This window comes from Salmonella sp. 741265055_HSA (assembly GCF_046569525.1).
Lineage (GTDB): Bacteria > Pseudomonadota > Gammaproteobacteria > Enterobacterales > Enterobacteriaceae > Salmonella > Salmonella enterica.
This window is the reverse complement of the sequence record NZ_JBKFSQ010000038.1, coordinates 18,055-41,103: the sequence shown is the minus strand read 5'-3', so window position 1 is coordinate 41,103 and position 23,049 is coordinate 18,055. Positions and strand designations below refer to the sequence as shown.

The 23,049-nt window shown below is 51.7% G+C and carries 18 protein-coding genes and 1 pseudogene; 11 read left to right on the top strand and 8 right to left on the bottom strand.

Annotated features, from left to right (window positions below):
- The first annotated feature begins 544 nt into the window (after positions 1–544).
- From carA to caiF, 3 genes are all read left to right on the top strand, one after another.
- Positions 545–1,693, top strand: coding sequence for a glutamine-hydrolyzing carbamoyl-phosphate synthase small subunit (gene carA / locus ACLD4K_RS18255; RefSeq protein ID WP_411012279.1), 1,149 nt, complete (start codon positions 545–547; stop codon positions 1,691–1,693).
- Between the two features lie 17 nt (positions 1,694–1,710).
- On the top strand, positions 1,711–4,938 hold the full coding sequence (gene carB, locus ACLD4K_RS18250; RefSeq protein WP_001126307.1) for a carbamoyl-phosphate synthase large subunit: 3,228 nt from the start codon (positions 1,711–1,713) through the stop codon (positions 4,936–4,938).
- A 273-nt stretch (positions 4,939–5,211) separates the two neighbouring features.
- Positions 5,212–5,607: a carnitine metabolism transcriptional regulator CaiF gene (caiF, locus tag ACLD4K_RS18245; protein ID WP_024797390.1), complete on the top strand. Its 396-nt coding sequence runs from the start codon at positions 5,212–5,214 to the stop codon at positions 5,605–5,607.
- A 76-nt stretch (positions 5,608–5,683) separates the two neighbouring features.
- Here caiF and caiE read toward each other — a convergent pair whose 3' ends face one another.
- From caiE to caiT, 6 genes are all read right to left on the bottom strand, one after another.
- Entirely contained in the window at positions 5,684–6,280 is a 597-nt protein-coding gene (caiE, locus tag ACLD4K_RS18240) for a carnitine operon protein CaiE (RefSeq protein ID WP_000122863.1), read from the bottom strand.
- A gap of 108 nt (positions 6,281–6,388) precedes the next feature.
- Complete coding sequence (caiD, locus tag ACLD4K_RS18235) at positions 6,389–7,174, bottom strand: crotonobetainyl-CoA hydratase (protein WP_000004383.1); 786 nt, start codon at positions 7,172–7,174, stop codon at positions 6,389–6,391.
- A 53-nt stretch (positions 7,175–7,227) separates the two neighbouring features.
- Positions 7,228–8,781: a crotonobetaine/carnitine-CoA ligase gene (gene caiC, locus ACLD4K_RS18230; RefSeq protein ID WP_411012278.1), complete on the bottom strand. Its 1,554-nt coding sequence runs from the start codon at positions 8,779–8,781 to the stop codon at positions 7,228–7,230.
- 62 nt (positions 8,782–8,843) lie between these two features.
- Positions 8,844–10,061: an L-carnitine CoA-transferase gene (caiB, locus tag ACLD4K_RS18225; protein WP_001016207.1), complete on the bottom strand. Its 1,218-nt coding sequence runs from the start codon at positions 10,059–10,061 to the stop codon at positions 8,844–8,846.
- Between the two features lie 111 nt (positions 10,062–10,172).
- Positions 10,173–11,315: a crotonobetainyl-CoA dehydrogenase gene (caiA, locus tag ACLD4K_RS18220; protein WP_005124373.1), complete on the bottom strand. Its 1,143-nt coding sequence runs from the start codon at positions 11,313–11,315 to the stop codon at positions 10,173–10,175.
- A 34-nt stretch (positions 11,316–11,349) separates the two neighbouring features.
- Positions 11,350–12,867 (bottom strand): L-carnitine/gamma-butyrobetaine antiporter, encoded by a 1,518-nt coding sequence (gene caiT, locus ACLD4K_RS18215; protein ID WP_000787071.1) that lies wholly within the window; start codon positions 12,865–12,867, stop codon positions 11,350–11,352.
- 480 nt (positions 12,868–13,347) lie between these two features.
- Here caiT and ACLD4K_RS18210 point away from each other — a divergent pair, with 480 nt between their 5' ends.
- The 7 genes from ACLD4K_RS18210 to ACLD4K_RS18180 all read left to right on the top strand — a co-directional run bounded on the left by ACLD4K_RS18210 (position 13,348) and on the right by ACLD4K_RS18180 (position 19,217).
- Positions 13,348–14,118 carry an electron transfer flavoprotein FixA gene (locus ACLD4K_RS18210; protein ID WP_000692185.1) on the top strand — a complete coding sequence of 257 codons (771 nt, stop codon included), beginning with the start codon at positions 13,348–13,350 and terminating at the stop codon, positions 14,116–14,118.
- Between the two features lie 15 nt (positions 14,119–14,133).
- Positions 14,134–15,075: an electron transfer flavoprotein subunit alpha/FixB family protein gene (locus ACLD4K_RS18205; RefSeq protein WP_001032195.1), complete on the top strand. Its 942-nt coding sequence runs from the start codon at positions 14,134–14,136 to the stop codon at positions 15,073–15,075.
- Positions 15,076–15,124: 49 nt separating this feature from the next.
- Positions 15,125–16,411 carry an FAD-dependent oxidoreductase gene (locus tag ACLD4K_RS18200; RefSeq protein WP_001287763.1) on the top strand — a complete coding sequence of 429 codons (1,287 nt, stop codon included), beginning with the start codon at positions 15,125–15,127 and terminating at the stop codon, positions 16,409–16,411.
- Entirely contained in the window at positions 16,408–16,695 is a 288-nt protein-coding gene (fixX, locus tag ACLD4K_RS18195; RefSeq protein WP_000203736.1) for a ferredoxin-like protein FixX, read from the top strand. The genes ACLD4K_RS18200 and fixX overlap by 4 nt, the downstream gene beginning before the upstream one ends.
- A 146-nt stretch (positions 16,696–16,841) precedes the next feature.
- Positions 16,842–18,182, top strand: a complete 1,341-nt coding sequence (locus ACLD4K_RS18190) for an MFS transporter (protein ID WP_411012277.1) — start codon at positions 16,842–16,844, stop codon at positions 18,180–18,182.
- Between the two features lie 88 nt (positions 18,183–18,270).
- Positions 18,271–18,501, top strand: coding sequence for a YgdI/YgdR family lipoprotein (locus ACLD4K_RS18185; RefSeq protein WP_079825641.1), 231 nt, complete (start codon positions 18,271–18,273; stop codon positions 18,499–18,501).
- Positions 18,502–18,800: 299 nt separating this feature from the next.
- Entirely contained in the window at positions 18,801–19,217 is a 417-nt protein-coding gene (locus ACLD4K_RS18180) for a hypothetical protein (protein ID WP_000767274.1), read from the top strand.
- A 223-nt stretch (positions 19,218–19,440) separates the two neighbouring features.
- Here the strand turns inward: ACLD4K_RS18180 and srfN are convergent, their stop codons facing one another.
- Positions 19,441–19,731, bottom strand: a complete 291-nt coding sequence (gene srfN, locus ACLD4K_RS18175; RefSeq protein ID WP_411012276.1) for a DUF1471 family virulence protein SrfN — start codon at positions 19,729–19,731, stop codon at positions 19,441–19,443.
- A gap of 899 nt (positions 19,732–20,630) precedes the next feature.
- Between srfN and ACLD4K_RS18170 the strand changes: the two genes are divergently transcribed.
- Positions 20,631–22,520 (top strand): sulfatase-like hydrolase/transferase, encoded by a 1,890-nt coding sequence (locus ACLD4K_RS18170; RefSeq protein ID WP_411012275.1) that lies wholly within the window; start codon positions 20,631–20,633, stop codon positions 22,518–22,520.
- A 351-nt stretch (positions 22,521–22,871) separates the two neighbouring features.
- On the opposite strand, the pseudogene ACLD4K_RS18165 reads toward ACLD4K_RS18170, so the two are convergent.
- Positions 22,872–22,952 (bottom strand): annotated as a pseudogene (locus ACLD4K_RS18165) (hypothetical protein); the annotation flags it as partial.
- Positions 22,953–23,049: the final 97 nt, after the last annotated feature.

Below are 23,049 nucleotides of genomic sequence, written 5' to 3'. Positions count from 1 at the left end.
GCTGTCCGTGTCCAAACTGGCTGCGCCAATAACGCCTGGTGGGATAGGCTCTAAGCCTTAATATATTATATTAAATTGTTTTTTTATTATTATTTTATGATGGTTTTATTCTTTTATGGCATTAACTAATTGATTGATTTTTAAATTATTTTTTATGTTAAGTTGCTTAATTTTGTATTTCTCTTGATTTGTTGATTTTAAACGTCATTAAATTGATTTTTATCGTTGTTTTTTGTTGTTTTAATGTGAAATTTGACCATTTGGTCCACTTTTTATCATGTTAGCTAGTTTTTTGCGAACTCAAGGAAGCGCAAGCGTTTTCTATCGTCACTTAGTTGATCTTTTTGCCTCTTAAACAGAATAACTTCCTTATAATGTGCAAAATAACATAAAAAATACCCTCTTTAAGTTGACTTTTATCCGGCTTAACTTCAGAATGCCGCCGTTTGCCAGAAATCCACGGGTAAGCAAATTTGCATTGCTTCATACTGACTGAATGAATTAATATGCAAATAAAGTGAGTGAATATTCTCTGGAGGGTGTTTTGATTAAGTCAGCGCTATTGGTTCTGGAAGACGGAACCCAGTTTCACGGTCGGGCCATAGGGGCAACAGGTTCGGCGGTTGGGGAAGTCGTTTTCAATACTTCAATGACCGGTTATCAAGAAATCCTCACTGATCCTTCCTATTCCCGCCAAATTGTCACTCTTACTTATCCCCATATTGGTAATGTCGGCACCAATGAAGCCGATGAAGAATCTTCTCAGGTTCATGCGCAAGGTTTAGTGATTCGCGATCTGCCGTTGATTGCCAGCAACTTCCGTAACACAGAAGACCTCTCTTCTTACCTGAAACGCCATAACATTGTGGCGATTGCCGATATCGATACCCGCAAGCTGACCCGACTGCTGCGCGAGAAGGGCGCTCAGAACGGCTGCATCATTGCAGGCGATAATCTGGATGCTACGTTGGCCTTAGAAAAGGCCAAAGCGTTCCCTGGCCTGAATGGGATGGACCTGGCAAAAGAAGTGACCACCGCTGAATCCTACCGCTGGACGCAGGGTAGCTGGACGCTGAAAGACGGTTTACCGGAAGCGAAATCTGAGGATGACCTGCCGTTCCACGTGGTGGCCTACGATTTTGGCGCCAAGCGCAATATTCTACGTATGCTGGTGGATCGCGGCTGCCGCCTGACGGTGGTGCCAGCGCAGACCTCTGCTGAAGAGGTGCTGAAAATGAACCCGGACGGTATCTTCCTGTCGAACGGCCCTGGCGACCCGGCGCCGTGCGACTACGCTATCGAGGCGATTGAGAAATTCCTCCAGACCGACATTCCGCTATTTGGCATCTGCCTCGGCCATCAGTTGCTGGCGCTGGCGAGCGGTGCGAAGACCATCAAGATGAAGTTCGGCCATCACGGCGGCAACCATCCGGTAAAAGATATGGACCGAAACGTGGTGATGATCACCGCGCAGAACCACGGCTTTGCGGTGGATGAAGACTCGCTGCCAGCCAACCTGCGCGTGACCCACAAGTCGCTGTTCGACGGCACCCTGCAGGGTATTCATCGTACCGACAAACCGGCGTTCAGCTTCCAGGGCCACCCGGAAGCCAGCCCCGGCCCGCACGATGCTGCGCCGCTGTTCGACCACTTTATCGAGTTAATTGAGCAATACCGTCAGTCCGCGAAATAATCAGGAGTAAAAGAGCCATGCCAAAACGTACAGATATAAAAAGCATCCTGATTCTGGGCGCGGGCCCGATTGTTATCGGTCAGGCGTGTGAGTTTGACTATTCCGGCGCGCAGGCGTGTAAAGCCCTGCGCGAAGAGGGTTACCGCGTTATTCTGGTGAACTCCAACCCGGCCACCATCATGACCGACCCGGAAATGGCCGATGCCACCTACATCGAGCCGATTCACTGGGAAGTGGTACGCAAAATTATTGAGAAAGAACGCCCGGATGCGGTGCTGCCAACCATGGGCGGCCAGACAGCGCTGAACTGTGCGCTGGAGCTGGAGCGGCAGGGCGTGCTCGAAGAGTTCGGCGTCACCATGATTGGCGCCACCGCCGACGCCATTGATAAAGCCGAAGACCGTCGTCGCTTCGATATCGCGATGAAGAAAATTGGTCTCGACACCGCGCGTTCCGGTATCGCGCACACCATGGAAGAAGCGCTGGCGGTTGCCGCTGACGTGGGCTTCCCGTGCATCATCCGGCCTAGCTTTACCATGGGCGGCACCGGCGGCGGTATCGCTTACAACCGTGAAGAGTTCGAAGAAATCTGCGAACGCGGTCTGGACCTCTCGCCAACCAACGAGCTGCTGATTGATGAATCGCTGATCGGCTGGAAAGAGTACGAGATGGAAGTGGTGCGTGATAAAAACGACAACTGCATCATCGTCTGCTCCATCGAAAACTTCGACGCAATGGGTATCCATACTGGGGACTCCATCACCGTGGCGCCCGCCCAGACTCTGACCGACAAAGAATATCAAATCATGCGTAACGCCTCGATGGCGGTACTGCGTGAAATCGGCGTCGAAACCGGCGGTTCTAACGTCCAGTTCGCAGTGAACCCGAAAAACGGTCGTCTGATCGTTATCGAAATGAACCCGCGCGTCTCCCGCTCCTCGGCGCTGGCGTCGAAAGCCACCGGCTTCCCGATTGCCAAAGTAGCCGCCAAACTGGCGGTGGGTTACACCCTTGACGAACTGATGAACGACATCACCGGCGGGCGTACGCCGGCCTCCTTCGAGCCGTCCATCGACTATGTGGTTACTAAAATTCCGCGCTTTAACTTTGAGAAATTCGCCGGTGCTAACGACCGTCTGACCACCCAGATGAAATCGGTCGGGGAAGTGATGGCGATTGGTCGCACGCAGCAGGAATCCCTGCAGAAAGCGCTGCGTGGCCTGGAAGTGGGCGCTACCGGTTTCGACCCGAAAGTCAGCCTCGACGACCCGGAAGCGCTGACCAAAATCCGCCGCGAGCTGAAAGACGCGGGCGCAGATCGTATCTGGTATATCGCCGATGCCTTCCGTGCGGGCTTGTCTGTGGATGGCGTCTTTAACCTGACCAACATCGACCGCTGGTTCCTGGTGCAGATTGAAGAGCTGGTGCGTCTGGAAGAGAAAGTGGCAGAAGTCGGCATTACTGGCCTCAACGCCGACTTCCTGCGTCAGCTCAAGCGTAAAGGGTTTGCCGATGCGCGTCTGGCGAAACTGGCGGGCGTACGCGAAGCGGAAATCCGTAAGCTGCGTGACCAGTATGACCTGCACCCGGTTTACAAACGCGTGGATACCTGCGCGGCGGAATTCGCCACCGATACCGCCTACATGTACTCCACTTATGAAGATGAGTGCGAAGCGAACCCGTCCGTTGACCGCGATAAAATCATGGTCCTCGGCGGCGGCCCGAACCGTATCGGCCAGGGCATCGAATTTGACTACTGCTGCGTACACGCTTCGCTGGCGCTGCGCGAAGACGGTTACGAAACCATCATGGTCAACTGTAACCCGGAAACCGTCTCCACCGACTACGACACTTCCGACCGCCTGTACTTCGAGCCGGTGACGCTGGAAGACGTGCTGGAAATCGTGCGTATCGAGAAGCCGAAAGGCGTTATCGTGCAGTACGGCGGCCAGACGCCGCTGAAGCTGGCGCGCGCGCTGGAAGCGGCAGGCGTGCCGGTTATCGGCACCAGCCCGGACGCCATCGACCGCGCGGAAGACCGCGAGCGCTTCCAACACGCGGTTGACCGTCTGAAGCTGAAGCAGCCGGCCAACGCCACCGTCACCGCCATTGAACAAGCGGTTGAGAAGGCGAAAGAGATCGGCTACCCGCTGGTGGTACGTCCTTCTTACGTGCTGGGCGGCCGGGCGATGGAAATTGTCTATGACGAAGCCGATCTGCGTCGCTACTTCCAGACAGCGGTCAGCGTCTCTAACGATGCGCCGGTGCTGCTGGACCGCTTCCTTGATGACGCGGTTGAAGTGGACGTGGATGCCATCTGCGACGGCGAAATGGTGCTGATTGGCGGCATCATGGAGCACATCGAGCAGGCGGGCGTACACTCCGGCGACTCCGCCTGTTCCCTGCCGGCCTACACGCTGAGCCAGGAGATTCAGGACGTGATGCGCCAGCAGGTGCAGAAGCTGGCCTTTGAGCTGCAGGTGCGCGGCCTGATGAACGTGCAGTTTGCGGTCAAGGACAACGAAGTCTACCTGATTGAAGTCAACCCGCGTGCGGCGCGTACCGTACCGTTCGTCTCCAAAGCCACCGGCGTGCCGCTGGCGAAAGTGGCGGCGCGCGTGATGGCCGGCAAATCGCTGACCGAGCAGGGCGTGACCAAAGAAATTATCCCGCCGTACTACTCGGTGAAAGAAGTGGTGTTGCCGTTCAACAAATTCCCGGGCGTTGACCCGCTGTTAGGGCCAGAAATGCGCTCCACCGGGGAAGTGATGGGCGTGGGCCGTACCTTCGCGGAAGCGTTCGCTAAGGCACAGTTGGGCAGCAACTCCACCATGAAGAAACAGGGCCGTGCGCTGCTCTCCGTTCGCGAAGGCGACAAAGAGCGCGTGGTTGACCTGGCCGCTAAGCTGCTGAAACAGGGCTTCGAGCTGGATGCCACCCACGGTACGGCGATTGTGCTGGGTGAAGCCGGTATCAACCCGCGTCTGGTGAACAAGGTACATGAAGGTCGTCCGCACATTCAGGACCGTATCAAGAATGGCGAATACACCTATATTATCAATACCACCGCAGGCCGCCGCGCGATTGAAGACTCCAGGGTGATTCGCCGCAGCGCGCTGCAGTATAAAGTGCATTATGACACCACGCTGAACGGCGGTTTTGCCACGACGATGGCGCTCAATGCCGATGCCACCGAGAAGGTAACCTCGGTGCAGGAAATGCACGCGCAGATCAAAAAGTCGTAAATAAAGGGTCCGGTGGATATTGCTCTAACCGGACCTGTAATATAATTCTGAAAGGGTTTCTGTAAAGAAACCCTTTTTTTATCTTGCGTAAGGTCATTCCTGGAGAAGTCCGTTTCCGTAACCACATTTTCTATGTAATAAGCACGATATTGCTCACACTAATCAATATTTAAGTCGCATACTATCTTGCATATCCACAATTTTAATATGGCTTAGTTTTTATTAGTTTGGACAGGCCGTAGCCAGATTTTTAATTTGTGAAATGGTGTGCTTATGTGTGAAAAATATGTTGAAAGACCGCTTTATTTGTTAATTGCTGACTGGATGATGGCAGAGAACCGATGGATCACGGCCAGGGAGATTTCCCGTCAATTTGATATTGAACATTGCAAAGCAATTAATACGCTCTCCTATATTCTGTCAGAAGTGGGGGAAATTGTTTGTGAAGTGAAGATGATCCCTAACCAGATTGCAGGACGAGGCTGCCAGTGCCAGCGTCTGGTGAAAGTCGTGAGTATCGACTCTCATCTCTATCGCCGATTGAATCATAATTTGCAGGAAAGAAAAGTGAGCGTGGCGAAAGCGCCGCGGCTGTCTGCCGTTCCCCCCACAGAGCTAAACCGTGAGCAGAAATGGCAGATGATGCTCTCCAAGAGTATGCGTCGCTAATTGTCTGTTTACCTGATGGCGGGGTAAACGGTAATTGACGCGTAGGCCGGATAAGCGTGAGCGCATCCGGCATCAATTACTGTGCTGATTTTGGCTTCACGTCCGTCGTGCCTTTCAGGCGCGGTCGGTTTTCTTCGACCTGCGTTAACGGCTTCGTTTCAGATAACCCCGTTCGACAACGGATCGCAAGATCCTGATATTCTTTGGTATTGAGGCGTTTCCAGTGCAGCTCCTGGTCCGTAACCTGGCGTAGTACGCGCGCCGGTGATCCCACCAGCAGTTGCCTTGCCTCACCCTGAAATCCGGCTTTGACAAAACTCATGGCGGCGACAATGCTCTCTTCGCCAATCACTGCGCCGTCCATAATGACGCTATTCATGCCGACCAGGGCGTCCCGTCCCACCACGCAGCCATGTAGAATAGCGCCGTGGCCGATATGGCCGTTTTCATGCACGATGGTATCGGTATCGCAGTAGCCATGCATAATGCAGCCATCCTGCAGATTAGAGCCTGCCTCCAGGATCAGGCGACCATAATCCCCACGCAATGACGCGAGTGGGCCAATATAAACACCGGCGCCCACGATGACATCGCCAATCAGCACGGCGCTGGGATGGACAAACGCGTCCGGATGCACCACCGGGATCAGTCCTTCAAAGGCGTAATAGCTCATAGTTGTACCTCGGTTTTTTGCCGGATGGCGGCGTAAACACCTTATCCGGTCTACGGTTGCGCATGTGCTGTAGGCCGGATAAGCGAAGCGCCATCCGGCATAGTCACATTAACGACCTTTCCACACCGGATCGCGTTTTTCGGCAAATGCCTGCGGTCCTTCGAGCGCATCTTCTGAATGCAGTACCGACGGATAATGCTTCAGCACGCCGCTGCGGATGTAGCGGTAGCCTTCTTCTACCGGCATTTCGCTGGTCGCGCGATAAATCTCTTTCAGCGCCGCGATAGCCAGCGGGGCGCTATTGACCAGTTGTTGCGCCAGTTCGCGCGCGCTATCCATCAGTTCGCTCTGGCTGACAACGCGGTTCACGACTCCCCAACGCAGCGCTTCTTCGGCGCTCATTCGTCTGCCGGTCATCACCATTTCGTTGACGATAGCCGGTGGCAGCAGCTTAGGCAGACGCAATACGCCGCCGCTGTCAGGCACGATGCCGAGCTTTGCTTCCGGAAGCGCGAAACTGGCGTTTTCGGCGCAGACAATAAAGTCCGCCGCCAGCGCCAGCTCAAAACCGCCGCCAAACGCGTAGCCGTTCACCGCGGCGATAACCGGCTTATCGAGGTCAAATATTTCGGTTAAACCAGCAAAGCCGCCGGGACCAAAATCGGCATCCGGCGCTTCACCTTCCGCTGCCGCTTTTAAGTCCCAGCCAGCAGAAAAGAATTTCTCCCCGCCGCCGGTAATGATTGCTACGCGTAATTCCGGATCGTCACGGAAATTAAGAAAAGCTTCACCCATTGCAAAGCTGGTTTTGGCGTCAATGGCATTCGCTTTAGGTCGGTCGAGGGTAATTTCCAGGATCGGGCCGTTACGGGTCAGATGTAATGACTCACTCATAGTTCATCTCCAGATAAATAGTTTCCCGGCGGGAGGGATTCCTGCCGGAAGGTTTATTTCAGATTTTTTTTGATTATTTTTCCTGAACAGTTGCGTGGCAGGTCGGTTCTGATCTCCATAAAAGAGGGAACCTTGAATTTCGCCATATTGTTTTCGCAAAAGCTGAAAAACTCGGCTTCGCTTAATGTTTCACCTTCATTAAGGACGATAAACGCTTTAATGGCCTCATCACGGATCGCGTCTTTAATACCGACCACCACAATGTCCTGAATTTTCGGATGCGCAGAAATAATATTTTCCAGCTCGACGCAGGAGACATTTTCCCCGCCGCGTTTAATCATGTTGCAGCGTCTGTCGACAAAATAGAAATAGCCATCCTCATCCTGGTAACCCGAATCACCGGTATGTAACCAGCCCTCTGGTTCCAGCGCCCTGGCGGTTGCCTCCGGCTGCATGTAATACTCTTTGAAGATAGTCTTGCCGGGGATGCCTTTAATACAGATTTCGCCAATTTCTCCGGCGGGCAGCGGGCGATTTTGATCGTCGCGAATTTCAGCTTCATAGCTAAAACCCACGCGACCAATGGAAGGCCAGCGCCGTTTGTCTCCGGGACGGTCGCCAATAATGCCGACAATGGTTTCAGTCATACCATAAGAGGTCAGCAGCCTGACGCCAAAGCGTTCGGTAAAGGCGTCTTTTTCTTGCGCGGATAGATTGAGATAGAACATCACTTCGCGCAGATGATGCTGCCTGTCCGTTGGTGCGGCGGGTTGGACCATCAGCGTGCGGATCATCATCGGGATGCACTCGGTCACCGTCGCCTGATATTTACGTACCTGATCCCAGAAGGCCCTGGCGCTGTACTTTTCCAGGAGCACAAAGGTACTGCCGGCGGAAAAGGCTGGCATTGCGGCGGTACACTGACAGTCGATATGAAAAGCGGGCATCACCGTCATGTACACGTCATCATCGCGCAGGGCGATTTGCCAGGCAGAGTAATAGCCTGCAAAACGCAGGTTATAGTGGGTAATCACCACCCCTTTTGGACGCGAGGTGGTACCGGAGGTAAACAAAATTTCCGCCGTATCGTCAGTGGATAACGCGGGCGTATAGCACAGCGTGGCCGACTGACGTGCTTGTAGTTGGGTAAAGTGACTCACGCCGTCGTCAGCCGGAAGCTGCTCGCCAATCAGACAGATATGATTAAGCGGAGTGCTATTTTCCTGGCGTATTTCACGGTACATAGGATAAAACTGGGCGCTGGTAACCAGCAGGCTCACCTGGCTGTTTTGCAGGATCCAGGCACTTTCTTCGCCCAGTAAGCGGGCATTAATCGGCACCATAATGGCGCCGATTTTTGCCAGCCCAAACCAGCAAAAGATGAATTCCGGACAGTTATCCAGGTGCAGCGCGACCCTATCACCCTTGCGGATCCCTAAGGAATGAAAAAGGTTCGCCGTGCGGTTAATCTCTTCATTGAGCGAAGCATAGCTAAACTGCCGAACGATTCCCTCACAGGATTCGAAAATTAACGCCGTTTTATCTCCGTACACCCCGGCCCGGTCGTCCCACATCTGACGTAAGTTTTGTCCGCCAACGATATCCATATTGCTTTATCCACTGAAATCAGGCGTGAGCGCTAACCGGAAAACCGATTAGCGCATCGCGTTTAATCCTCAACTTTGGCCAGGCCTTTGCCGACCAGTTCCTTAATATCTGCTTCGCTATAACCAATGTTTTTCAGAATGGCGGCGGTATCCATGCCGTGTGACGGCATACCACGCCAGATTTTCCCTGGGTTGTTTTTAAATTTCGGCATGATGTTCGGCCCTTTACAGGTGCGACCGTCCATTGTTTGCCACTGAGTAATCGATTCGCGGGCAACGTACTGCGGGTTACCTTCCAGTTCCGGAATGGTGAGCACCTTCGCACAGGCGATATTCAGCTCAGCAAAGCGCGCCTGAACGTCGGCGATGGTGTGTGTTGCCAGCCAGGCGTCCAGTTTCTCTTCGACGAGCGGGCCGTAAGGGCATTCCACGCGATGGATGAGCTGCGTGCCTTCCGGAACTTCCGGCGTACCAAGAATATGGGCCAGGCCAATATCTTTAAAACACTCGTTGATTTGCGTGATGCCGACCAACTCCATGACGATGTAACCATCGGCGCATTTATACAGGCCGCAACCGGCGTAGTAGGGGTCTTTCCCTTTCGTCATACGTGGACAGATTTCGCCGCCGTTGAAGTAGTCCATCATGAAGTACTGACCCATGCGCAGCATCACTTCGTACATCGCGATATCGATGCTTTCACCTTTACCCGTTTCGCGTACTTTGTGCAGGGCCGCCAGCGCGGCTGTCGTCGCGGTCATCCCGGAGAAGTAATCGGCGGTATACGGGAAGGCTGGCATCGGCTGATCAACGTCGCCGTTTTGGATCAGATAACCACTGAATGCCTGCGCGATGGTGTTATACGCCGGAAGATTGGTGTACTCCTCGGTACCAAACTGGCCGAAGCCGGAAAGGTGGGCGATAACCAGTTTCGGGTTATGTTCCCACAGCACTTCATCGGTAATACCGCGGCGGGCAAAGGCCGGACCTTTACTGGCTTCAATGAAAATATCGGTGGTTTCCATCAATTTCAGAAACGCTTCCCGACCTTCATCTTTGAAAATATTCAGCGACAGGGCGTGCAGGTTGCGGCGTGAGAGCTGCGGGTAGTTAGGCTGTACGCGGATGGTATCGGCCCATGCGACGTTTTCAATCCAGATAACCTCGGCACCCCATTCGGCGAACATCTGTCCGGCGAATGGACCGGCGATTTCGATTCCTGAAAAAACAACGCGTACCCCAGCAAGCGGGCCAAAGGTTGGCATTGGTAAATGATTCATCATTTTTCTCCTGGCATTTTTTGCGGTATGTAGGCCGGATAAGCACAGCGCCATCCGGCATGATTGCCTGATGGCGACGCCCCGCGTCTTATCAGGCCTACAAGGGATCGATTAGCGGTATTGCTTGAGTACCGCACGACCCAACGTCAGGATCTGCATTTCATCAGAACCACCAGAAACACGGTCAACGCGCAGGTCACGCCAGAAACGCGTGATGCGGTGGTTGCCCGCGATACCAACACCTCCCAGTACCTGCATGGCGGTGTCTACCACTTCAAACGCGGCGTTGGCGCAGAAGTATTTGCACATTGCCGCGTCGCCGGAGGTAATGGTGCCGTTATCCGCTTTCCACGCGGCTTCCAGCAGCATATTTTTCATGGAGTTCAGTTTGATCGCCATATGCGCAAACTTCTCCTGAATCAGCTGGAAACGGCCAATAGCTTCACCAAACTGCACGCGCTGATTCGCGTAACGCGCAGCGTCTTCAAAAGCGCACATTGCAGTACCGTAGTTGGTCAGCGCGACGAGGAAGCGCTCATGGTCAAACTCTTCTTTCACGCGATTGAAGCCGTTACCTTCCCGACCGAACATGTCTTTCTCGTCCAGTTCAACGTCGTCAAAGGTGATTTCACAGCAGCTATCCATGCGCAGACCGAGTTTCTCCAGTTTGTTGACCTTGATACCTGCTTTGCTCATGTCCACAAACCACTCGGTGTAAACCGGTTTATCCGGCGATGCGCCATCTCTCGCCATCACTACGATGTACGGGGTATAGGCGCTACTGGTGATAAAGCACTTACTGCCATTAAGATAAACCTTACCATTTTTGCGTGTATAAGTGGTTTTCAGACTACCAACATCCGATCCCGCTCCTGGTTCGGTGATAGCAGAGTTCCACATCTGCTTACCGGTGCCCTGGAACGCCATGATTTTATCAATTTGCTCCTGAGTCCCTTCACGCAGGAAAGTGTTAAAACCTCCCGGCAATTGGTACAACACGTAAGTTGGCGCGCCAAGACGTCCCAGCTCCATCCAGACGGCGGCGACGGTAACAAAACCCGCTTCCAGACCGCCGTGTTCCTCCGGGATCAGCAGGCTATCAATGCCCATATCCGCCAGCGCTTTTACAAAACGCTCAGGGTAGACGCTGTCACGATCGCACTCGGCAAAATAAGCTTCCCAGTTCTCACTGGCCATCAGTTCGCGAATACCGGCGACAAACAGCTCCTGTTCGTCATTTAAGTTGAAATCCATCTTTCAGCCTCTTGATCAATTGGGTTAATAAGAATTACTTGTCTTTCCAGTGCACTTTGGCGTCTTTAATAAAGGACAGCGTCACCATAATGTTGACGAAGAACAGCGGACATCCTCCGGCGATAATCGCGGTCTGAATCGGCTTCAACCCACCCAGCGCCAGCAGAACGATACCGATGATGCCGACCAGCACCGACCAGCCGATACGCACTAACAGAGGCGGCTCTTCACCATCGCGAACTTCACGACAGGTCGACATCGCCAGGGTGTAAGAGCAGGCGTTAATCAGCGTGACGGTGGCAATAAAGCAGAGGATGAAGAAGCCCCACATGGTGGCGGTGCTGAGCGGCAAGGCGGCCCAGGTTTCGATAATGGCGCGCGCCACGCCGTGTTGTTCAATCAACTGCGGAATGTTGAGGATGTTTTTATCCATCAGCAGCAGCGTGTTGCTGCCAAGGACAGTCCACAGGATCCAGGTAGACGCGGTCAGACCCAGTACCATCCCGAAGCACAGTTCACGTACGGTGCGACCACGAGAAATACGGGCCAGGAAGATACTCATCTGGATGGCGTATATAACCCACCACGCCCAGTAGAAAACGGTCCAGCCCTGCGGGAAGCCGCCTTTACCGATGGCGTCGGTATAGAACAGCATCCGTGGCAGGTGCATTAACAGCATCCCGACGGAGTCGGTGAAGTAGTTCATTATGAAGCTGGCGCCGCTGACGATAAACACCCAGCCGAGCATCAGGAAGCTCAGGTAGCTACGCACATCGCTGGCGATTCTGACCCCTTTTTGCAGGCCGCAGGCCACGCAAATGGCGTTCAATATGATCCAGCAGGTAATGATGATGGCATCCAATTGCAGCGTATGCGGAATACCGAACAGCCATTGCATACACTCGGTGACCAGCGGGGTAGCCAGACCGAGGCTGGTGCCCATCGCGAAGATCAGTGCCACCAGGTAGAAGTTATCGACGATGGTACCGAACAACCCTTTCGCATGCTTTTCACCCACTAACGGCACCAGCGTGGAGCTGGGGCGGATGACATCCATCTTGCGCACAAAGAAGAAGTAGGCGAAGGCCACGGAAAGGAAGCTATAGGTTGCCCACGGTAGCGGCCCCCAGTGGAACAGGCTGTACGCCAGACCTATCTCTTTCGCGCCGGTGGAATTTGGTTCCAGGCCGAACGGCGGGGTAGAGATATAGTAGTAGATCTCAATAGAGCCCCAGAACAGAACTGCAGCGGATGTACAGGAGGCGAACATCATGAAAATCCAGCTGGCGGTGCTAAACTCCGGTTTTTCGTCACCTAATCTCTTTTTGGCATAGGGGCCAAAAACCAGCCAGAACCAGCCGAAGAGCATGACGACCATATACCATTCAAATGCCCAACCCCAGACGTTGGTGACATAACTGAATACCGCATTAATAACGACGTTAGCGGCATCAAGATCTCTGACTGTTAGCCAGCAAAGTATCCCGACAATTATTAATGGCGGAAAAAAAACCTTCGGTTCAATTCCCGATTTTTTCTTTTCATTTTTCATAAGTGAATTCCAGTGTGAAAACGAAATTTATTTAGCGTGCCAGTCCATGAACGTTTGTTTATTTATTATTAATGATTTGTTGATAAGTTTTTAACCTCTGGGACGCCTCAATGAGTAACTCATGATGGGTATTCACTTCGGGTGATTCTGTTATCTTTGTCACACTTTTTTGCGTTGATTATTTTGTGTCTAAATTTTGATTTTTCCTTTATTTATCAATTTGTTGATTGTGATTTTTTAAGTTTTTTAAGTGTCTGACGTTCAATATTGTTGAGCCAGCAAACAATATTGAAAATTTTCATATTTGGCATATTTCTTTCAATATTGGTGAGGTGCGTAACACTATTGAAAGTTACGAATATCAATGTGTGACATTTTCAATATTGGTGATTAAGGTTTTATTTCCGAATTAAAGAGCGTGATATCTGTATTTAACACCGCCGATATAAATACGTTTCCTTCATGATTTCTGGAGATGCAATGAAGATAATTACTTGCTACAAATGCGTACCTGATGAGCAGGATATTGCGATTAATAATGCTGACGGAACACTCGATTTCAGCAAAGCGGATAGCAAAATCAGCCAATATGATCTGAATGCAATTGAAGCTGCTTGCCAGTTAAAACAGCAGTTGGGAGACGCTCAGGTTGTCGCCATGAGCGTTGGCGGCAAAGCGCTGACTAATGCAAAAGGGCGCAAAGATGTCCTCTCTCGTGGCCCTGATGAACTGATTGTGGTCATTGACGATCAATTTGAGCAGGCGCTGCCGCAACACACCGCTACCGCGCTGGCCGCTGCCGCGCAAAAATCAGGTTTCGATCTACTTATCTGCGGCGACGGTTCTTCCGATCTTTATGCTCAGCAGGTTGGTTTGCTGGTGGGCGAAGCGCTGAACATTCCGGCGATTAACGGCGTGAGTAAAATCCTCTCTCTTACCGACAGCACATTGACGGTAGAACGCGAACTGGAAGATGAAGTTGAAACGCTGAGCATCCCGCTCCCGGCGGTGATCGCGGTTTCCACCGACATTAACACCCCACAAATCCCTTCGATGAAAGCCATTCTTGGCGCGGCGAAAAAACCGGTTCAGGTCTGGTCGCCTGCGGATATCGGGCTGAACAGCGTACCCGCGTATTCCGCACAACAGGTTGCCGCACCGAAGCAGCGCGAGCGTCAGCGTGTGGTGATTGAAGGTGACGGTGAAGAACAAATCGCCGCGTTTGTCGAGAATCTGCGCAAAATCATTTAATTATCAGGGGATGTTATGAACAAATTTTCCAGTGTCTGGGTATTCAGCGATACCCCTTCTCGTCTGCCCGAACTGATGAGTGGCGCGCAGGCTGTAGGTGAAAAAGTTAACGCGTTCGTACTGAACGAAGCGGACAGCGCGACAGCATGCCATTTGGGCGCGGATCATGTCTGGCTGCTCAGCGGCAAACCAGAAGACCGCATGATCGAAGACTACGCTGCTGCGATGGCTGAGACTATTCGTCAGCATAGCGAGGGCGGCGCGGTGCTGCTGCCGAATACGCGTCGGGGCAAGCTGTTGGCGGCAAAACTGGGCTATCGCTTGTCGGCTGCGGTTTCCAACGACGCCAGCGAAGTCGCCCTGCAGGATGGAAAAGCGGCGGTCAAACATATGGTCTACGGCGGTCTGGCGATAGGGGCAGAATCCATCGCTTCGCCGTTTGCCGTGATCACGCTCAGTAGCGGAACGTTTGACGCACAAGACCCGGACACTTCTCGCAGCGGCGAGATGCACACCGTGCAGTGGCAGGCTCCGGCCATTACCGTGACCCGCACCGCAACCCAGGCGCGTCAGAGCAACAGCGTTGACCTCGACAAAGCGCGTCTGGTGGTCAGCGTGGGACGCGGCATCGGCAGCAAAGAGAATATCTCGCTGGCCGAAGCGCTGTGCCAGACGATTGGCGCCGAGCTGGCCTGTTCCCGCCCGGTGGCGGAAAACGAGAAGTGGATGGAGCACGAGCGCTACGTCGGTATCTCCAACCTGATGCTCAAGCCTGAACTGTATCTGGCGGTGGGGATCTCCGGGCAGATCCAACACATGGTTGGTGCCAACGGCGCGCAGACGATTTTCGCCATCAACAAAGATAAAAACGCGCCAATCTTCCAGTATGCGGATTTTGGCATCGTTGGCGATGCGCTGAAGATCCTGCCTGCGCTGACGGCTGCCTTAGCGCGATAAACCATTTCGGGCAGGATACGAAGGTATCCTGCCGCTGACAGGAGTACGTATGTCCGAAGATATCTTTGATGCCATCATCGTGGGTGCAGGTCTGGCCGGTTCGGTTGCGGCGCTGGTGCTTGCTCGCGAAGGTGCACAGGTGCTGGTTATCGAGCGCGGCAATTCTGCTGGCGCGAAGAATGTCACCGGTGGGCGCTTGTATGCACATAGCCTGGAACGCATCATTCCCGGTTTTGCGGATCAGGCCCCCATTGAACGCATGATCACCCACGAAAAACTCGCCTTTATGACCGACAAAGGGGCGATGACGATGGATTATTGCAACGGCGAGGACGCCGCATCGTCGCAGGTTTCTTATTCCGTTTTGCGCAGTAAATTTGACGCCTGGCTGATGGAGCAGGCCGAAGAGGCGGGGGCGCAACTGATCACCGGTATTCGCGTCGACAACGTCGTTCAGCGTGATGGCAACGTCGTGGGCGTGGAAGCCGATGGCGATATTCTGGAAGCCAAAGTCGTAATCCTCGCTGACGGGGTGAATTCTCTGCTGGCTGAAAAGCTGGGCATGGCCAAACGCGTTGAGGCATCGCATGTTGCCGTTGGCGTAAAAGAGCTGATCGAATTGCCAAAATCGGTGATTGAAGATCGTTTCCAGTTACAGGGCAACGAAGGTGCCGCCTGTCTGTTTGCCGGGGCGCCAACCGATGGTCTGATGGGCGGGGGCTTCCTGTATACGAATGAAACAACCCTTTCCCTGGGGCTGGTCTGCGGTCTTCATCATCTGAAAGACGCGAAAAAATCGGTCCCGCAAATGCTGGAAGATTTCAAACAGCATCCGGCAGTTGCGCCGCTGATCGCCGGTGGCAAGCTGGTGGAATATGCCGCGCACGTTGTACCCGAGGCGGGAATGAATATGCAGCCTGAACTGGTGGGCGATGGCGTACTGATTGCCGGAGACGCTGCCGGCATGTGTATGAACCTCGGCTTTACCATCCGTGGTATGGATCTCGCCATATCCGCAGGCGAAGCGGCGGCGAAGACGGTGCTTTCGGCGATGAAGCGCGACGATTTTAGCAAGCAGTCGCTGGGGGAATACCGTCAGCATCTGGACGAAGGTCCGATGCGCGATATGCGTATGTATCAGAAACTGCCGGCTTTTCTTGATAATCCCCGCATGTTTACCGCCTATCCCGAAATGGCGGTCAATATCGCGCGCGACCTGTTCACCGTGGATGGCTCCGCTCCGGTGCCAATGCGTAAAAAAATCCTGCGCCATGCGAAGAAAGTGGGCTTCATCAACCTGATGAAAGATGGCCTGAAAGGAGTGACCGTATTATGACATCTCCCGTTAATGTGGACGTCAAACTGGGCGTCAATAAGTTCAATGTGGATGAAGATAGCCCGCACATCATTCTCAAAACCGATCCTGATAAACAGGCGCTGGAGGTGCTGATTAAGGCCTGTCCGGCGGGACTGTATAAAAAGCAGGACGACGGCAGCGTTCGTTTTGATTACGCCGGGTGCCTGGAGTGCGGAACGTGCCGGATCCTCGGCCTTGATACGGCGCTGGAAAAATGGGAATACCCACGCGGGACGTTTGGCGTGGAGTTCCGCTACGGCTAATAAGTACGAAGTTGTGCCCCCGTAGGCCGGATAAGATGCGGTAGCGTCGCCATCCGGCAATCATGTGGCGCCAATGCCGGATGGCGGCGGAAACGCCTTATCCGGCTTACAGATGCGCTTTGCCCGTGTTGAAACAGGACATCACCATGCCGCAGCCCAGGAACTTTGACGACCTTAAATTCTCCTCCATTCATCGCAGAATTATGCTGTGGGGAAGCGGCGGCCCGTTCCTTGATGGCTACGTGCTGGTGATCATTGGCGTGGCGCTGGAACAACTGACGCCGCTATTGCACCTTGATGCTGAATGGATTGGCGCGCTCGGCGCGGCTACGCTTGCCGGACTGTTTATCGGCACCTCGTTGTTTGGCTACATTTCCGATAAGGTCGGGCGGCGTAAAATGTTCCTGCTGGATATTATCGCTATCGGCGTTATCTCCGTGGCGACCATGTTTGTTTCCACGCCGCTTGAATTGCTGGTGATGCGCGTTTTAATTGGCATTGTTATCGGCGCGGATTACCCTATCGCCACTTCCATGATTACGGAGTTTTCCAACACCCGCCAGCGCGCGTTCTCCATCGGTTTTATCGCCGCGATGTGGTACGTCGGCGCGACCTGCGCCAACCTGGTGGGTTACTGGCTGTATGACATGGAAGGCGGCTGGCGCTGGATGCTTGGCAGCGCCTTTATCCCGTGCTTAATCATTTTGATTGGCCGCTTTGACCTGCCGGAATCGCCACGCTGGCTATTGCGAAAAGGACGGGTAAAAGAGTGCGAACAAATGATGATCAAACTGTTCGGCGAACCGGTCTGTTTTGACGATGAGCCGCCGCAGGAGACCCGCTTCCTGCAACTGTTTAACCGCCGTCATTTTCCGTTTGTACTGTTCGTTGCGGCTATCTGGACCTGTCAGGTGATCCCGATGTTCGCTATCTATACCTTTGGGCCGCAGATCGTCGGGTTACTCGGCTGGGAACAGGGGCGCAACGCGGCGCTCGGCAATGTGGTGATTAGCCTCTTTTTTATGCTGGGCTGTATACCGGCGATGTTCTGGCTAAACAGTATTGGCCGTCGCCCTCTGCTTATTGGCAGCTTCGCCATGATGACTATCGCGCTGGCGCTGCTGGGGCTGGTGTCAAATCTGGGCATCATCCTGGTCGTGGTGGCGTTTGCGGTATACGCCTTCTTTTCCGGCGGGCCGGGCATACTGCAATGGCTTTATCCTAATGAACTCTTCCCGACGGATATTCGCGCTTCGGCCGTGGGGGTCATCATGTCATTAAGCCGCATCGGAACCATTGTCTCCACCTGGGCATTACCGATTTTTATTACTCGTTACGGTATTAATAACGTCATGCTGATTGGCGCGTTGATTTCGTTAGTCGGGCTTGGCGTATCGGTGATGTTTGCCCCGGAAACTCGCGGCTTGACGCTAACACAGACCGGAAACATGACTTTGCGCGGAACGCCATCGGATAACCCTCGTTAAGAGTGTTCTGCATTTCTCCCTGCTTTTCGCCAATAACGCTACAGTTAACAGTCACATGCTAAAACAACTGAAAAGCAGGGAGAACACCATGCAAAAATGTCTTATGACCGCACTGTTTACCGCAGCAACACTATTCACCGTCGCAGGATGCTCTTCTAACCAGGCGGTTGAAACCACGGATGGCAAAACTATTGTCACCGACGGGAAACCCGAGGTCGATAACGATACCGGTATGGTGTCTTACAAAAACGCCGCCACCGGGAAAACCGAACAGATTAACCGCGATCAGCTAAAAAACATGAGCGAGCTGGATAATTAATTCAATTTTTTCTGGTTAGCCGCTCAATAATATTCTCTCTTTATGCGCATCCATTTATTCCCATGCGAATAAACGGATGCCTGAACAGGCAGGGACGCCGGAAAACGTCGAAATACGTTAGACCATTCGCCCGTGTTCCCGCTTTCCCCACCGCGCTGTCCGCTTACATGAGGTTATACTCATCGACATTTCTCTGAACAGCGGCTCAACATTTCCCGGAAAAAAACATATCTCAGGGCATTTATCCTTATGATTAGGTATAAATGACCAGGTATAAGGAACAGGAGTCTGTAATGAAACTGAAACTAATACCTTTTTATTTGCTCGCGCTATTTTCTGCTGCCTCCGGGGCTACGGAGATAAACGCCTGCAAAGACCTGATCGGAACATGGAAAACCACGGCAGATAACCCGCCTTATACCATGACAATATTGCCGCCAGTAGAAGGCTGCGGGGAAAAATGTGTGAAACTGAACGTACAGTATGAACTTGACGTGACTCACCGCAACGCGCTTTATTGCCATGAAGGACAAGAGGGGGTAAAAGGGCAGGGACCCATGGTGATAGCATTTGAAGGGGCGTATGGTGGACACGCTATTGGAACCTATAACCGACAGTTGCAATTACTGTGGGCTGGCGTAATACCGAAAAATAAAAAGGGGAAATGGATAACGAAAATGGAAAATTACTGGTTCAGGCAGGTAAAAGCGCACTAAATATTATCTTAAAACAGCCCGCAAAACCGTCTTACTCACGAAGGGCTTACTGTCTGCGCGCATACATTCTACCGACTTGCCTGCCCCGGATGAACTGTTGATAAAAAAGAGGGCCAGCATCTGTTTCCAGACGGCCCTGAGTGGATTGTGACGTAACATGGCACCTTGCTGGTGCTCTCTTATTATTTCATGCCTGTGCCCTCGTTATGGCGCAATCAGAGCTTTATTTCGTCGCATCGTTATAAACTTCGGCAACGGCTTCAAAATTCGGACCATGCTCACGTGCAGCGATAATATGGTAATATTTTCCGCCTTTCGCATCGGCTAATGCTGACAATTTTTCGCGTAAATCAGTGGGTGAGGAAATCTGCCCGCCACTCTGGGACACATTTATGTTGCCGACCTTAACCAGTTTGAAGTGGCTGATTTCTTGCTTAGAGACCTGCTCTGCCGCAAGCGTGCTGAATGAAGCAACCGTTGCCAGTAATGCGGCGGCAATAATGCATTTTTTCATGGTTCTGTTCCTGTTGCATTGATGATAAGGTTTGCGCAATATCAGTAATCCGTAACGAAATTATTTATACCCTTCATACTTCAAGTTGCTTATGTGTTGGCTACGGATTACTCGGTCCATCCATGGGCCTCGCCCTGACGGGCCGTCGCACGCGACGTTCAAATCTGCTCCCGGCAGATTTGTCGTTCACCCCAGTCACATAGTTATCTATGCTCCTGGGGACTCACTCCCTTGCCGCCTTTAAGCAACTCGAATTATTTTGGGTATATAACCTCGGTTGATTATCTGAAAATAGACTTATTTGGTGTGACCGTCTTATATCTTGTTATAGTCACCTCTTTATGTTGTTGTCAATATAAAATAATGCGCTGCCAGCTAAAAAGAAACTTAACCCCCCTGTAAATAATAGTTTTTATATTATTTCTTTTAATGGCGTAATTTTTATTGAATCACGCGGCAATACGCTAGTTTTATTCATAAGCAACATAACAGAATTGAGTTATGTTTTAATTTCATAGAGTGATGTTACCGGTTGTATGTCTATGGTTGCGCGGCCTGTTACTGATAGTGTTTCTTTCGGGGCGATTTTATTGTAGCGGCATAGGGTAATCACCGTAGTTGAAGGGAAAAGGCACGAACACAGCGCTATTGAGTATGTTTAATAATGTATTTTTTTATGAAGTAATGTCTGCAGTTGTATCTCTAAAATAAAAACAATGAACTTTTCATCTAAATGATTTTTCAGTGAATTATGGTTATTTATTAATATATTTCTAATTTGAAATACAAATCAATTTATAACACATATTCTTACCCGGAAGGCATTGATACATATCCACGCTTCCTCGTACAGTAATAAATGAATATGTGATAAAGTTACTGACTACAGGTATAATAATATGAGTAATAAAAAAAATCTGTCCGCAGAAGAGACGGATCTTACGCGTAGGAAACTGTTAACCAGCGCCGGTATTCTTGCCGCCGGCGGTATGCTATCCGGCGCGGTAAAGGCTGATGAAAAATGCGCCGTCAAGGCGAAACCGGCGTGGGATAAACCGTTTACTGGCGAAATCCCGGAAAAATTGCCAGAAGGATATAATATTCTGTTAGTCGTGACCGACCAGGAGCGTTTTTTTCCTACGTTTCCTTTCCCGGTACCCGGCAGAGAGCGGCTCATGAAAACGGGGGTGACATTCTGTAATCATCAGAATACCAGTAATGTCTGTACGCCTTCCCGATCCGTATTGTATACCGGCTTACATATGCCCCAGACAAAGATGTTTGATAATCTGGGATTACCCTGGATGCCCTATGACCTTGACCCCGCTCTTGGAACCACAGGCCATATGATGCGGGAACTGGGATACTATACGGCCTATAAAGGTAAGTGGCATCTTACAGAAAAACTGGAGAAGCCTTTGCCTGACGAAAAAGATGAGGATATTGATGTCGGGGATATTCCTGAACCAGAATTACATAAAATTATGGAAAAATATGGTTTTGCTGACTATCACGGCATCGGCGATATTATTGGCCATAGTAAAGGCGGCTATTTTTATGATTCAACCACCACGGCTCAGACTATAAATTGGTTAAGATGCAAGGGGCAGCCCTTGAATGACCAACACAAGCCCTGGTTCCTGGCCGTTAACCTCGTTAATCCTCATGACGTCATGTTTATTGATACCGATAAAGAGGGAGAAAAGGTACAGTGGCGTGGCGAGTTGGATCAGGATGATAATACCCTGGCGCCCACGCAGCCGCCGGAAAACGAGCTTTATCAGGCAAGCTGGCCGAACTATCCGCTGCCGGCAAACAGGCATCAATCATTCAATGAGCAGGGAAGACCGCCGGCGCATCTTGAATACCAGACGGCGCGCGCTGCGCTGGAAGGGCAGTTTCCTGATGAAGATCGTCGTTGGCGTAAACTGCTTGACTACTATTTCAACTGTATCCGCGATTGTGATACTCACCTTGACCGGATATTAAATGAACTGGATGCCCTCAAGTTAACTGATAAAACGATTGTTGTATTTACTGCCGATCATGGAGAATTAGGCGGAAGCCATCAGATGCACGGTAAAGGCGCTTCCGTTTATAAAGAACAGATCCATGTACCGATGATTATTTCCCACCCGGCGTACCCCGGTAATAAGAAATGTCAGGCGTTGACCTGTCATCTTGATATCGCGCCGACATTAGTTGGGCTGACCGGTTTGCCGGAAGAAAAACAACACCAGGCGTTAGGCAACCGCAAAGGCGTTAATTTTAGCGGATTGCTAAAAAACCCGGAGGGCGTTGCGGTTAATGCGGTGAGAAATGCCAGCTTATATTGCTATGGCATGATCTTGTATACCGATGCCCATTATCTCCACCGCGTTATCGCGCTACAAAGGGATAAACAAAAAACGGTGGCGCAGATCAAGCAGGAAATATCCCATTTGCATCCTGATTTCAGCCATCGTTCAGGGACGCGGATGATTAACGATGGCCGTTATAAGTTTGCGCGTTATTTCTCGCTAAGGGAGCATAATACGCCGGAAACCTGGGAGGATCTTATTAAGTACAACGATCTTGAACTTTACGATCTTAAAAATGATCCTGATGAGAACCATAACCTTGCTGCTGATAAACAGAAATATCAGGATCTCATTCTTACGATGAATGAAAAACTGAATAAAATTATCAAGGACGAAATTGGCGTGGATGACGGCAGTTTTATGCCGGATACGGCCCGTGAGCCGTGGGATCTTACTATTGAGCAGTTTAACCGCATGGCGAAAGATTAAGAGCCTGACCCATTAGGTTATTTTATTCGCCATTTTGGGACCGGGCAGTGCTCAAAATCCTCACGTACTACGTGTACGCTCCGGTTTCTGCGCGCTGGTCGGCCCCAAACTGGCTTCAACAATTACGCCTACTGGGCCAGGCTCTAAGTGTCTGACCCATTAGGTTAATTTATGCGTCGGCGATCTGGCATCCAGCGTGTCTGGAGGTTCAGATGCTGTTGGCGCTGCGCTTATTGGGCCTGTGTCATCATGTAATGGATTGATATTACAGTCATTACAGGCAAATTTAGCGCAGCGCCGCCCGACAAGAAGGCCTTAAACCGATTTGTCAGCGATTTAAGGCTGCCATCATCACCAACCTTTCCACACCGGATCGCGCTTTTCCGCAAACGCCTGCGGCCCTTCGAGAGCGTCTTCCGGGGGCAGGATGGCGTCAACTCCTGGCTGGTGTTAATTCAATTTTTTCTGATTAGCAGCTCAATAATATTCACTATTAGCCTGGCGAATTTGTCACTACACTTTGTGATAA

What these genes read in the sequence shown, in the direction of transcription:
- carB (WP_001126307.1), top strand. Translation starts at nt 1,711, where the DNA reads ATGCCAAAACGTACAGATATAAAAAGCATCCTGATTCTGGGCGCGGGC.
- caiF (WP_024797390.1), top strand. Translation starts at nt 5,212, where the DNA reads ATGTGTGAAAAATATGTTGAAAGACCGCTTTATTTGTTAATTGCTGAC.
- caiE (WP_000122863.1), bottom strand. Translation starts at nt 6,280, where the DNA reads ATGAGCTATTACGCCTTTGAAGGACTGATCCCGGTGGTGCATCCGGAC.
- caiD (WP_000004383.1), bottom strand. Translation starts at nt 7,174, where the DNA reads ATGAGTGAGTCATTACATCTGACCCGTAACGGCCCGATCCTGGAAATT.
- caiC (WP_411012278.1), bottom strand. Translation starts at nt 8,781, where the DNA reads ATGGATATCGTTGGCGGACAAAACTTACGTCAGATGTGGGACGACCGG.
- caiB (WP_001016207.1), bottom strand. Translation starts at nt 10,061, where the DNA reads ATGAATCATTTACCAATGCCAACCTTTGGCCCGCTTGCTGGGGTACGC.
- caiA (WP_005124373.1), bottom strand. Translation starts at nt 11,315, where the DNA reads ATGGATTTCAACTTAAATGACGAACAGGAGCTGTTTGTCGCCGGTATT.
- caiT (WP_000787071.1), bottom strand. Translation starts at nt 12,867, where the DNA reads ATGAAAAATGAAAAGAAAAAATCGGGAATTGAACCGAAGGTTTTTTTT.
- ACLD4K_RS18210 (WP_000692185.1), top strand. Translation starts at nt 13,348, where the DNA reads ATGAAGATAATTACTTGCTACAAATGCGTACCTGATGAGCAGGATATT.
- ACLD4K_RS18205 (WP_001032195.1), top strand. Translation starts at nt 14,134, where the DNA reads ATGAACAAATTTTCCAGTGTCTGGGTATTCAGCGATACCCCTTCTCGT.
- ACLD4K_RS18200 (WP_001287763.1), top strand. Translation starts at nt 15,125, where the DNA reads ATGTCCGAAGATATCTTTGATGCCATCATCGTGGGTGCAGGTCTGGCC.
- fixX (WP_000203736.1), top strand. Translation starts at nt 16,408, where the DNA reads ATGACATCTCCCGTTAATGTGGACGTCAAACTGGGCGTCAATAAGTTC.
- ACLD4K_RS18190 (WP_411012277.1), top strand. Translation starts at nt 16,842, where the DNA reads ATGCCGCAGCCCAGGAACTTTGACGACCTTAAATTCTCCTCCATTCAT.
- ACLD4K_RS18185 (WP_079825641.1), top strand. Translation starts at nt 18,271, where the DNA reads ATGCAAAAATGTCTTATGACCGCACTGTTTACCGCAGCAACACTATTC.
- srfN (WP_411012276.1), bottom strand. Translation starts at nt 19,731, where the DNA reads ATGAAAAAATGCATTATTGCCGCCGCATTACTGGCAACGGTTGCTTCA.
- ACLD4K_RS18170 (WP_411012275.1), top strand. Translation starts at nt 20,631, where the DNA reads ATGAGTAATAAAAAAAATCTGTCCGCAGAAGAGACGGATCTTACGCGT.